Origin of the sequence: Microcystis sp. LE18-22.4A, assembly GCF_027531105.1 — a bacterium.
GTDB lineage: Bacteria > Cyanobacteriota > Cyanobacteriia > Cyanobacteriales > Microcystaceae > Microcystis > Microcystis aeruginosa.
This window is the reverse complement of record NZ_JAPZRB010000504.1, coordinates 1-12120: the sequence shown is the minus strand read 5'-3', so window position 1 is coordinate 12120 and position 12120 is coordinate 1. Positions and strand designations below refer to the sequence as shown.

Annotated in this window: 12 protein-coding genes and 3 pseudogenes; 10 read left to right on the top strand and 5 right to left on the bottom strand. The window is 42.6% G+C overall.

The genetic code is table 11. The features are described from left to right. From O9295_RS21780 to O9295_RS21750, 7 genes and pseudogenes are all read left to right on the top strand, one after another. Positions 1-125 (top strand): annotated as a pseudogene (locus tag O9295_RS21780) (IS630 family transposase); the annotation flags it as partial. A gap of 187 nt (positions 126-312) precedes the next feature. After that, positions 313-2304 carry a DUF262 domain-containing protein gene (locus tag O9295_RS21775; protein WP_002780837.1) on the top strand — a complete coding sequence of 664 codons (1992 nt, stop codon included), beginning with the start codon at positions 313-315 and terminating at the stop codon, positions 2302-2304. A gap of 131 nt (positions 2305-2435) precedes the next feature. Further along, positions 2436-2531, top strand: a pseudogene (locus O9295_RS27975) (HAD family hydrolase); the annotation flags it as partial. A 905-nt stretch (positions 2532-3436) separates the two neighbouring features. Further along, a complete protein-coding gene (locus O9295_RS21765; RefSeq protein ID WP_190722380.1) occupies positions 3437-4024 on the top strand; it encodes a Panacea domain-containing protein in 588 nt (195 codons plus the stop codon). Beyond that, positions 3996-4373, top strand: a complete 378-nt coding sequence (locus O9295_RS21760) for a hypothetical protein (RefSeq protein ID WP_190722379.1) — start codon at positions 3996-3998, stop codon at positions 4371-4373. Before O9295_RS21765 ends, O9295_RS21760 begins: the two co-directional genes overlap by 29 nt. Positions 4374-4634: 261 nt before the next feature. Then, entirely contained in the window at positions 4635-5993 is a 1359-nt protein-coding gene (trxB, locus tag O9295_RS21755) for a thioredoxin-disulfide reductase (protein WP_288035294.1), read from the top strand. A gap of 233 nt (positions 5994-6226) precedes the next feature. After that, positions 6227-7057 (top strand): metal ABC transporter permease, encoded by an 831-nt coding sequence (locus tag O9295_RS21750; protein WP_288035292.1) that lies wholly within the window; start codon positions 6227-6229, stop codon positions 7055-7057. A 117-nt stretch (positions 7058-7174) separates the two neighbouring features. Here the strand turns inward: O9295_RS21750 and O9295_RS21745 are convergent, their stop codons facing one another. Continuing rightward, complete coding sequence (locus O9295_RS21745; protein WP_002796056.1) at positions 7175-7396, bottom strand: hypothetical protein; 222 nt, start codon at positions 7394-7396, stop codon at positions 7175-7177. A 139-nt stretch (positions 7397-7535) separates the two neighbouring features. On the opposite strand from O9295_RS21745, the gene O9295_RS21740 reads away from it, so the two are divergent. From O9295_RS21740 to O9295_RS21730, 3 genes and pseudogenes are all read left to right on the top strand, one after another. Then, positions 7536-8342 carry a TlyA family RNA methyltransferase gene (locus O9295_RS21740; RefSeq protein ID WP_147072968.1) on the top strand — a complete coding sequence of 269 codons (807 nt, stop codon included), beginning with the start codon at positions 7536-7538 and terminating at the stop codon, positions 8340-8342. Positions 8343-8531: 189 nt separating this feature from the next. After that, positions 8532-8624 (top strand): annotated as a pseudogene (locus tag O9295_RS27970) (type II restriction endonuclease); the annotation flags it as partial. A gap of 82 nt (positions 8625-8706) precedes the next feature. Continuing rightward, positions 8707-9087 (top strand): cyclic nucleotide-binding domain-containing protein, encoded by a 381-nt coding sequence (locus O9295_RS21730; RefSeq protein ID WP_002759683.1) that lies wholly within the window; start codon positions 8707-8709, stop codon positions 9085-9087. Between the two features lie 29 nt (positions 9088-9116). On the opposite strand, the gene fmt is transcribed toward O9295_RS21730, so the two are convergent. The 4 genes from fmt to O9295_RS21710 form a co-directional block, all read right to left on the bottom strand. Further along, on the bottom strand, positions 9117-10094 hold the full coding sequence (fmt, locus tag O9295_RS21725) for a methionyl-tRNA formyltransferase (protein ID WP_079209327.1): 978 nt from the start codon (positions 10092-10094) through the stop codon (positions 9117-9119). Positions 10095-10154: 60 nt separating this feature from the next. Further along, on the bottom strand, positions 10155-10949 hold the full coding sequence (pgeF, locus tag O9295_RS21720) for a peptidoglycan editing factor PgeF (RefSeq protein ID WP_002759681.1): 795 nt from the start codon (positions 10947-10949) through the stop codon (positions 10155-10157). A gap of 322 nt (positions 10950-11271) precedes the next feature. Further along, a complete protein-coding gene (locus O9295_RS21715; RefSeq protein WP_149973801.1) occupies positions 11272-11799 on the bottom strand; it encodes a DUF3011 domain-containing protein in 528 nt (175 codons plus the stop codon). A 146-nt stretch (positions 11800-11945) separates the two neighbouring features. Then, a partial coding sequence (locus O9295_RS21710; protein WP_287661855.1) for a photosystem II protein D2 occupies positions 11946-12120 on the bottom strand: 175 nt, incomplete at its 5' end.

The following is a 12120-nucleotide window of genomic DNA, read 5'->3' as shown; positions in this document are numbered from 1 at the left end:
ATCGAGAATTTGAAAATAAAGAAGAACTGGAAAAAGTAGTCAATCAGCTTTTAAATGAAGGGGGATTGATTATTAAATGGAGTAGAAAACTTAAAAATAAGGGTAATGCTGTCAATGTAACTTAAATGCGTAAAAGCTTAGTAATAATCTGGTGGCAGATAACTTTATTTAACTTCATCTCCCCGATGAAGTGGACTCTGAGAGTGAGTTAGCAAGGCCTAAGCCACCGCCAGGATCCTAGACAGTGCCAAATTGCTGTGTTAGAGTGATAAATACTAGGAATAATCGGTCAATCTTCCTATACTAGCGTCTATGCAAGCATCGGTAGTTACTCTTCAAGAAATTATTCAAGGCAACACACAATATATAATTCCACTATTTCAGCGCACTTATAGTTGGAAAAAGAAAGATTGGGAAGATTTATGGGATGACATCAGCTATTTATACGGTCAAGAAAACCCTCGTCCCCATTTTATGGGTTCGATAGTTAAAACTCAAGTTTCGCTTAACTCTGGCGTGGTCAATAAATATCTGCTAATTGATGGACAGCAACGTTTAACGACTATTTTTCTGCTCTTTGCTGCCTTGCGAGACGTAGCGAAAGACAAACAAAAACACGAGTTAAGTGAAGAAATTAAGATAACATTTCTTGTTAATTCGTTTAAAAAAGGTTCTGATTACTTTAGAATTCAACCTACCCAATTAGATCGAGAATATTTTCAGTCTGTAATCAATAACAAAATCAGTGACAAGGAAAATACCATATCCCAATGTTATTTCTTTTTTAAAAGAAAGATTAATGAACAACCATATTCGTTAGATAAACTAACAGAAGTTATCTGTAATAACTTATCCTTGGTCAATATAACTCTTGGTAATGATGATGATCCCTACCTAGTATTTGAAAGTTTGAATGCCACGGGGCAGCCTTTAACTGAGGCCGATTTAATTCGTAATCATTTATTTATGAAGGTTCGTCAAGAGGAGCAACAGACACTATATGATAGATACTGGCTGCCGATGCAAAAAAACCTAGGAGATAATTTAACAGAATTTATCCGTCACTATTTATCAAAAAGTGGGGCAGAAATTAGAAATAACGAAATTTATTCTGCCTTTAAAAATAAACTAGCTGATAATAATCCTGCTCTCTATATAGAGGACTTATATACATTTTCTATGTATTATGCCAAACTAATCACTCCCACGCTTGAAACTAATTCTAGTATTCGTAAATATCTCGATTCTTTCCAAGGTCTAGAAGTCTCTACTATCTATCCATTTCTTTTAAATTGTTATGATGACTGGGAAAATAGCAAATTATCTGAAAAGGATTTTATAGAGGTTTTGAAAACCCTTGAAAACTTTCTTGTTCGTCGTTTTGTTTGTGGTATTCAGACCCGCGGACTTAATAAAACTTTTGCTTTACTATATTCCCAAGTTCAGAAAGATGCTGCTTTAAACTCTGAACCTTTTATTAAAAGATTAAAAATCTCTCTTCAAAAGAAAGACTACCCAAAAGATAATGATTTTAAAGAAAAGTTAATAACTATCAAACTATACGGAGGAAATCGCAGCGAAAAAGCGAAAATTATTCTTGGTGCGATCGAAGAATCTTTTGGTCATCGAGAAACTATAAATTTAAGTGATTCTCGCCTGACTATTGAACATATTATGCCGCAAAAATTAAATGATAAGTGGAGAGATTATTTAGGAACAGATGCAGATATTACTCATCAACTTCTTGTGCATACTTTGGGTAATTTAACCCTGACGGCTTATAATGGAGAACTGTCGGATAAAGATTTTTATCACAAGAAAGAAGAACTCCATAAAAGCCATCTTGAAATCAATAAATACTTTGATAGTATTAACTCATGGCAAAAAGAAGATATTGAACAACGTGCGGAATATTTGGCCGAGCGTATTATAAAAATTTGGAGTTATTTTGGCGATGATTCGCTGCCGGTCAATGAAACTGCATCCGTCAAGGATACAAAACCAAAAAAACTAATTATTCGTGGTAAACAACAAACAGTAAAAACTTGGAAAGATGTACTAATTTGTACCCTGAATACTCTCTATGATCTAGACCCTGAAAAGTTTCAAGAGATTGTGCTAGAGTTTCCTCGCTTTTTATCGAAAGATGACACAAAATTTCGCCGACCTCAAAAACTTGAAAATAATGTTTTTATAGTAGAAACTAATTTTTCCGCCAAAGATATCTACTATTTTTGTGTAAAAGGAGTAGAAACTATGGGATTATCCTCAGAGGATTGGTCAGTGGAGAGAGAACCTAAATAATCACTCCACCATCTCTTGACAAATCGCATTAATTGTGCATTACTATATCTCGCTCCATCCTGATATTTTTCTGAAGCTAGAAGGGTATATTAAGAGAGATTACGATCACCGCTTATTGAGATAAATCTATTATGCTGATTTACTTTATTCATGGAGTGGCAACAAGAGATGCTAGTTATGCCAATAAATTAATTAAACTAATTGAAGAAGAATATAAACGCAAAAATATGAGTCAATCCCCCCGTATTCTAGCACTGGATTTTGATGGTGTTCTTTGTGATGGCATGATCGAGTATTTTCAGATTAGCAAACGCACCTATGAAACCCTTTGGCCGGAAATAATTCCCGAGGATTTTTTCCCGAGGTTTTCGCAACTTCGTCCCGTTATCGAAACCGGTTGGGAAATGCCTTTACTGTTGCGATCGCTCGTTCTCGGTATTCCCGACGGGGAAGCTTTAAATAATTGGCCGTCAATTGCTCAAAATCTGCTAGAAAGGGATAAAATAGCGAAAAAAGTTCTCTCAAATGCTCTCGATGGTCTTAGGGATCAATGGATTGAGTCGGATCTAGAGTCTTGGTTAGCCTTACATCAATTTTATCAACCCGCGATCAATCGCCTGGCCTCTCTTTTAGACTCGGATTTTTTGGTCTATATTATCACTACAAAAGAAAGTCGTTTTGTCAAGCAATTGTTACAAAAAGTAGCAATTAATTTTCCAGCAGCGAGATTAATTGGCAAGGAAATTAAACAGCCGAAATACCTGACTATTCAGCAAATACTAGCTGATTTACCAGAATCTCCCGCTAATTTGTGGTTTGTCGAGGATCGTCTCGATGCGTTGGAATTAGTGGAGCAACAAGCCGATTTAAACGATGTGGGCTTATATTTAGCCGATTGGGGATATAATACCGCCCAAATGCGCCAAAAAGTTGCTCAAGATACCCGCATTAAGCTTTTATCCCTATCTCAATTTGCGGCAGACTTCACCCACTGGTAGAGTCGGTGACGAAAAATATTAAAACTTCGTCCATTCCCCCATGAGCATTGTTAAGCTTTCTTCATACACTTGTACTAATTGTCAATTTCTTCTACAATGGTCATAGGTCGATATTTTAGAAATTTTGTGGATCTATGATTGACTGCCTGACTGTGGCTCGCTACTTTATTATCAGAGCTTACGAGGATGGTATGGACGCTGAAATGACTAATATGAAAGTCCAAAAGCTTTTATATTATGCACAGAGCTTGCATTTGGCCCTATACGATGAACCATTGTTTAAGGAGGAAATTCAAGCATGGCGTTACGGTCCGGTTTGTCCTGCTGCTTATAAGTTCTACAGTGATTTTGAGGCTGAACAATTACCAATTCCTCGCCAAGAATGCCTGTCTGGGCTGCCATCGGAGAAAAAAGAACTTTTAGCAGAAATTTGGCAATATTTCGGTAACTACCACGCCTATCGGTTGAGTGACATGACTCACGCGGAATTTCCTTGGAAAAAGGCTCGTAAAGGTCTGCCACCAGAAGAAAGTTCCACAGAGCCAATTCTCCTTGATGATATGAAAGCATTAGGTTATCAAAAGCTTGATTTGATAGAACAGGAACATCCGGCCTACAAAGCAGCCATGTCTGAAGTTTTGAAGGAAGCATTGGCGACGGAATCTTCTCATCGTATTGGGAAAGGAGAAGTGCATGACTGGCTCAATTCCCTTCTCGATTGAATCTTCTGACAACTTCGAGCGCTCTTTCAAAAAACTGGCAAAAGTTCACAAAAATAGCTTTGTTGAACTTATTGCCAAAACTTTAGAAGATTTAATCGACGACCAATATCCTCATAACTCCCGTCAGGAACCTCTACCGGGGAAAATTCAGTTGCCGGAAGGCTGGACTTTTCATAAGCTCCATATCCGGGTTTCAAAAGGTGCTGCGGGGCAAATTAGATTAATGTATTTAGTGAGCGCGACTACCTACACAATTAAACTGGTTTGGATTTATAGCCATGAGCAGTTTGTCAAACGTCCTGCTGATGCCGATTTGAAAGCTATTATCCGAGAGATTCTGGATTTTTAGGCAGAAATCTACTTCTTGCTGGGTTAGGACGCATATTAAACTGATGGGTAAACTAAGCTAAGACGCATTTAAACCGCTTATTCTTAGATTAGCCGAACCTCCCCCAATCCCTTTACTGTTGCCTTTTGCAAGAGTGCCTCTTGCCTCGTCTCAACAAGCAATTTAAATTACGAACAGCTTATCTAACTTATCGTCGTCTAACCTACCCGACATTATCTGCTATACTAAAAAGCGTAGTCGTTATGAGTTGCATTTACGGTTATGACTGTCGAGAATTTAGTCATTATTGGTTCGGGACCCGCGGGATATACGGCGGCGATTTATGCGGCGCGTGCGAACTTAAAACCCTTGATGTTTGAGGGTTTCCAAGCGGGAGGCATTCCGGGGGGACAATTGATGACCACCACAGAAGTAGAAAATTTCCCCGGTTTTCCCGAAGGAATCACCGGTCCGAAGCTGATGGAAAGAATGAAGGAACAGGCCGAAAGATGGGGGACCCAATGCTATACCGAAGATGTTATCTCGGTGGATTTAAGTCAGCGTCCTTTTACCATTCGTTCCACGGACCGGGAAGTTAAGGCCAATAGTATTATTATCGCCACGGGAGCCACCGCCAAACGCTTAGGATTACCCAGCGAAGCCCAATTCTGGAGTAACGGGATTTCCGCTTGTGCTATCTGTGACGGTGCTACACCGATATTTAGAGAGGAAAACCTCGCTGTGATTGGTGGCGGTGACTCGGCGGCAGAAGAAGCCGTATATTTAACTAAATACGGCTCTCACGTCCATTTATTGATACGCGGGGAAGCGATGCGTGCCTCGAAAGCAATGCAGGACCGGGTGTTAAATAATCCGAAAGTTACCGTTCATTTTCACACCCAAGCGGTGGATGTGTTCGGTACAGGCAGTAAAATGGAGGGATTACGCATTAAAAACTCGCAAACGGGAGAAATCAGCGAATTAGCCGTTAGAGGGTTATTTTATGCCGTCGGTCACACTCCCAATACTTCCCTATTCCAAGGACAACTAGAATTAGACGAGGTGGGTTATGTGAAAGTCAAACCGGGGACTGTTGCTACCAGCGTCGAGGGGGTTTTTGCCGCCGGAGATGTGCAGGACCACGAATACCGTCAGGCAATCACTGCCGCAGGTACGGGGTGTATGGCGGCGTTATTGGCAGAAAGATGGTTATCGGAGCATAATTTAATCCAAGAATACCGTCAATCAGCCACTTCTGAACATTACGAGACGAAAACCGTTAGCGAAACCCCGGCCGATACGGAGGAAACTTTTGATATTCACAAAACCCGTCACGTTGGGGGTTATGCTTTACGGAAATTATTCCACGATGGCGATCGCTTGTTAATGGTCAAATATGTTTCTCCCACCTGTGGCCCCTGTAAAACCCTGAAACCGATTTTAGATAAAGTGGTCGATGAGTACGATGGCAAAATTTATTTTGTGGAAATTGACATCGAAGCTGACCCAGAAATTGCCAAAATGGGTCAAGTAACCGGGACTCCCACGGTACAATTCTTTAAGGAGCGGGAATTAGTAAAAGAAATGCGCGGAGTCAAACAAAAAAGCGATTTTCGTCAAGTAATTGAGAGTTATCAATAATCAGTTATCAGGAGTCAGGAGTCGGTCGTTAGGAGATAGGGTGATAGGGTTTTGGGGTGATAGGGTGATAGGGTGATAGGGTGATAGGGAAATTTCATCCAAATGCTCCACTTCCCCACTTCCCCACTCCCCCACACCCCACTTCCCCACTTCCCCACTTCCCCACACCCCACTTCCCCACTTCCCCACTTCCCCACTTCCCCACACCCCACTTCCCCACTTCCCCACACCCTATGCTAGAGGCCTTACAATTTGATTTTATGCGCCATGCGATTGCCGCAGGAATATTAGTTAGTATTGCCTGTGGGATTGTTGGTACTTTGGTAGTAGTTAATCGCGTGGTTTTTATCAGTGGTGGAATCGCTCACGCTGCCTATGGAGGGATAGGAATCGGTTATTTTTTTGGGATTAATCCCCTGGTGGGGGCGATATTTTTTACCTTTTTTTCGGCTTTAGGCATGGGTTTTTTACAGCGTCGCATCCGGGAGAGAGCCGATACTTTAATCGGGGTTATGTGGGCGATTGGTATGGCGATTGGGGTAATTTTTATTGATTTAACCCCCGGTTATAAAGCTGATTTAATGAGTTATCTTTTCGGTAGTATTTTAACTGTACCGAGGGATGATTTATGGATAATGGCGGGCATAGATATATTGATTATAACCTTAGTTAGTATCTTTTATAAGGAGTTGTTAGCCATATCTTTTGATGAAACCTTTGCGATTATTCGCAATATTCCCGTGGAGGTAATTTATTTAGGTGTAATGGGAATAACCGCTTTAACTATTGTGGCAGTAATGCAGGTGGTAGGATTAATTATGGTAATTGCTTTATTAACTATTCCCGCCGCTATCAGTGGACAATTTGTTAGAAATATGAAGGGAATGATGATCCTAGCGATTATTTTAGGAATTGTCTTTACTTTAGTGGGTTTGTGGTTATCCTATAGTTTAAATCTCACCTCGGGGGCGACAATTATTTTAGTGGCAGGATCGGGCTATTTAATCAGTCTTGCTTGGAAACCTTTCATCCTAACTATCACCAGAAAAATATCTAATCTTTAAGGCTCTCCCCTAGTTATGGTGATCAGAAAAAGTTATCTAGGGGAGGGTGAAGGCAATTCACCCCCACATTGCCCCACATTAGTTGTTCTCTAGAGGCCGATGGGATAGTCTTGCCAATTATAACCCTAAACGCTGCTTTTGGCGGGCTTTATAGGAGGCTAACAGCCAGATAGAGCCAGAAATCAAAGAAGGAGCAAGGACGAAAAAAGTGGCCATGGTCACGGGATGTTCCCGGGCCCACACCCAATAGATCATCACGGCAAAAATCAAGCCACAGTAAGCTAGTCCTAGAAAGGGGATGCCAATAACTAAAATGGCGAATCGAGTCTCTTTATCCATAAAATATCGGGATGGCAGCGAAAATTTAGCTGATGGGTTCCGTTTGTCCCTATCTTTAGTTATAATCTTCCTTCTGGGATTGCTGGCGGAAAAATAAGGTATTTTTTAGAATTAGGCGCTGATTATTGGGAGGCCTTCCTTGCCGAAACAAAGATTAGATTTATTATTAGTAGCCAAAAATCTCTGTGATTCCCGTCAACAGGCACAGCGATTAATTCGCGCTGGAGAGGTGAAAGTCAATCACCAAATCATCGATAAACCTGCCACAGAAATCGATCCAGAAGCGGCGATCGAGGTTAAGCAGAAACTGCCCTATTTGTCAAGGGGGGGCGAAAAATTAGCTAAGGCCTTAGAATTGTTTGCCATCGATGTCCGCGAGCGCATTTGTTTAGATGGAGGCATTTCCACGGGGGGATTTACCGATTGTCTCTTGCAAAAAGGGGCAAAACGGGTTTATGGGGTCGATGTGGGTTATGGACAAGTGGCCTGGAGTTTACGGCAGGATGAACGGGTTATTTTACTAGAAAGAACTAATTTTCGCTATTTAACCCCAGAAAAGTTATACGGACAGGAAAAACCCGCCGATTTAGCAGTTATGGATCTGTCTTTTATTTCCCTGACCAAAGTTTTACCGACCCTGTGGACGCTATTAAATCCACCGCGAGAAGCGATTTTATTGGTCAAACCCCAATTCGAGGTGGGACGGGAAAAAGTCGGCAAAAAAGGGGTAGTTCGCGACCACCAAGACCAAGCGGGGGCGATTTTTCAGGTTTTACAGGCCGCCGAAGCCCTAGGATGGTTCTATCGGGGTTTAACTTGGTCTCCCATTACCGGACCTGCGGGTAATGTGGAGTATCTTCTCTGGTTATCCACCGATATCGGCCAGGTCAGTCCCAGTTTAGCAGCGATCGCAGAAATTACGCAAGCAGCGATCGAACAGTTTTAAACTAGGTATTTTCTCAAGGAAGCGGGAAGTGGGGGAGATTTTCAGAAAACCCTTGACAAATGGCGAGACTTGCTTTATACTTCATGTATAGTGGGAATCCGTGCGCCCATATATATAGGGTTTTTGAGCAAAGATAAGAGAGAAAAAAATACACTCAAAAATCGGGTTGGGTAGGAAGAGGATAAAGGTATGAAGACGGAAATTTTCTCTCCCCGACAAGGATTAAACAAAGCATTTCTGAGAGTCAAACCGAATCTTTGTCAGGTAGAGAAGTTTCAAGTATTCTTACATACAAAAACGATGATCGGGGAGTTCAATGTATTGGAAAATGGGAGAGATAACCCGAAAAAATTATTGTTAAATCATGTTAAGTCCCGTAGAAACGATTAAAATTCTCGAAAATCATCCCGATCGCACTTTTCCAGCTGGTGAAGTTATTTTTGCCGATGGCACGGAGGGCGAGTTAATGTACGGTATTCTTAGCGGAGAAGTGGAGATGTATATCAAGGGACAATTGATAGAAACTCTAGAAAAAGGGGATGTATTCGGAGCAGGAGCGCTCCTGCATGGGGATAAACTGCGAGAATCCACAGCTATTGCCAAAACTGATTGTAAATTAGCCTATCTCAATCAACCGCAGTTTTTATTTGCCGTGCAGGAAACGCCCATGTTTGCGATCGAAGTGTTAAGAAGTTATTCCGATCGCTTTCGCAAGTTGAAAAAAATCTTCACCGGTGAAGCATAGAGGAGCAAAGGAAAGCCATCCCCTGAAAACTATTGACCGAAAATCTCACCGATAGTTAAACGGGAACCATTAACCAAATCCCCACCAGAACGCGGTGATTTTCCCGATAATTGCACTTCTTTTAATAATAATAAACCCTCACCCGTCTGCACTACCGGCCCGAAATTTTTCCAGAGAGCCACGATCGCTCCCACTTCTCCGCTTAGATGAGAAAGGTCTTTTGTCTGTAATTCTGGAGGAAGTTGACCGAGATCCTCTAGGGGAATAGTGGCCATCACTTTTAGGGGTTGTCCCCGTAAAGTGGTCAGCGCATGAGGATAAAAACCCCGGACTCGATCGTGAATTCTCCGGCCCGAATCTTGCCAGTTGATTAGATAGTCAGATTTTTGAATTAAAGGGGCATAGGTGGCATCGTCGTTATTTTGAGGAATTGGGGTAATTTCTGCTCGATCGAGCTTAGAGAGGGTTTCTAGGAGCAAATCCGCCCCCATTTGTCCTAGGGTTGCTCCCACCTGTTCGGCATTGTCAAAAAGAGCGATCGGGGTGTAGGCTTTCAGTAGCATCGGTCCGGTATCCATGCCCGCATCCATTAACATGGTGGTAATGCCGGTTTCTTTTTCTCCCCTAGCGATGCACCACTGCACGGGGGCTGCTCCCCGATATTTCGGTAAAATTGAGCCATGAACGTTAATACAGCCTAATCTCGGCATCTCTAGAATTTCTGGGGAGAGAATTTGTCCGTAGGCAACCACCACAAAGGCATCCACCCGCGATTGTCTGAGAAAATCTAAGGTTCGAGCGTTTTTTTTGACACTTTTGGGCTGCAAAACCGGTATTTGCTGTTCTATGGCTATTTGTTTCACCGGTGAGGGGATTAATTGATTGCCCCTTCCCCGGCGCTTGTCCGGTTGGGTAACGACGGCAATTACTTCTATATCGGGATTGGCTAATAATTTTTTTAGGGTGGGAACAGCAAAAGTCGGGGTTCCGAAAAAAACAATACGCATGGGAGAGGGGGGATTTTTCAGTTATCAGTGAGCAGTAATCAGTGAATGTCCACCGAGTTATTAACGGCTAACTATGCCAGACCATTGAATTTTTTTGGCTTTTTCCCGACGATAGGAGAAAAAATGATCCTCTTGTTGATAGGTACAAAAAGGAGCGATCGCAATTTGTTCATCCCGAATTCCTAACTGTTGTAGTTGATGATAAATCACCCGTCGCACGTCTAAGCGCACTTTTCCTTTTTCCTCGTCAGCAAATAAGGGGGAGGGGGACAGGTTCAATAAATTCGCCAGAATTTGGTCGGGATTGGTTTCTTGGGGGAATAAACTTAAACCCACTTCTACGGCAACTTCTGCCTCTACTTGATACACTTCCCCGGCAATTGCCGGCCCCAGGGCCAGCACTAAGTTATCTAAACAACTACCTGAGTTTAATAACTGCTTTACTGCTTTGGGAACTATCCTTTTGGCCGTCCCTCTCCATCCAGAATGAATCGCCACCCCAACACCAGTAGAGCGATCGCCTATTAGTACGGGCGTACAATCAGCACTGGCCACCCAAATCCCTTGACCGGAAGCATCGGTGATAATTCCATCCGCTTCGACAATTTCCGGGTTAGTAATCCCTTGGGGATTTAATAGGCGATCGCCATGTACCTGTTTGACCCGATAAACCGGTACATTTGCCCCCAGAGCAGCCGTAAAAGCTTCCGGGGTTTGGGGGTAATAATGACGGGTAAAAAAGCCGTGGGACCAGTCCTCTAGGAGATTACAGGTAAGATAGGGCAATCCTTGCCATATTTGCCATTGCCACAGAGAAGTCTCGGTTAATCGGACATCGATCGCTACATTGGTCACAGTCTAAACCTCTCTTGCTGCATTAATACCTCGTTCTCTCCTATCCTAGTTCTGAGCTTGGCAAACGGCAACCGGAAGATTATTTAGGGTCTGCTGAAAAAGTTTTTCCTAGGGGCAGGGTGTAGGGTGTGGGGTGTGGGGTGTGGGGTTTTACCGATTTTGAGGGGGTCAATTACCTAATTTTCAGGGAAAAAGTCCCTGAATTTACCCCTGATCACTCCCATATCTGGTACTTTTTGAGGGGAACAAAGTCCAAAAGTCTTATCCAACAAGGTTTTTAGATTTATTCAGCAAGCCCTAGATAGAGTTTTGGTTTCTATATTTAACCCCGATCCTCACAAACAAAGTCCACTACTCGATCGATTTCCCGGGATGAGCGGATGCGACGACTACCGCTGCCAAGTTCGCCACCACGACAATTAGCCCACCAACGCTCGCGACTGCCATTGACGATCGCATCAAATTCTCTAATTCTGCCACTATCATAATAACTGCGGCGATCAACGACAAAACGACCGATATTGGGGAGGCGAAATTCTTCGTAAACATTACCTTCCCAACCGCCACCAACATTACCGTGATGGTCGTCCATGCGTACCTCAAACTCGCCCCGACAACCATTTCTCACCACAATATTGCCGTTTTGGAAATCCCAATTACCCTCACAGGGAGCAGCGGAGCGAGTGCGGGTTAATCTCACCTGGGCCCATCGAGCATTGACGGGACAGCGAGTAGTGCGACCGCTTTGACTTTCACAATTAACTCTCATGGTTCTGGCCGCTGCTGGCTCGCTCCCCAGGGGATAAATTAGCAACAAACCCAGACTAGATAATAAAATTTGGCGAAACATTGTTTTTATCTCCAAGAAATTCTCTAGTTTATCTTACAGGGGTATCCAGAAAATGAGTAGTAGTTGCTTGAGGTGCGTTAATCAACAAAAAAGAAGGGTGATTTAACTTCACCCTTCCCCCTATTCGGTAAATTTTCTTGCCATCCTTAGAGAGCGTTACCGCGAGGTAATACTTCTTCCGGGAAGATAAAGTTTTCGTGGGGTTGGTCTTGGGGAGCCATCCAAGCTCTCAGACCTTCGTTAAGCAGAATATTTTTAGTGTAGAAGGTTTCAAATTCCGGGTCTTCCGCCGCTCTCAATTCCTGAGAAACGAAGTCATAG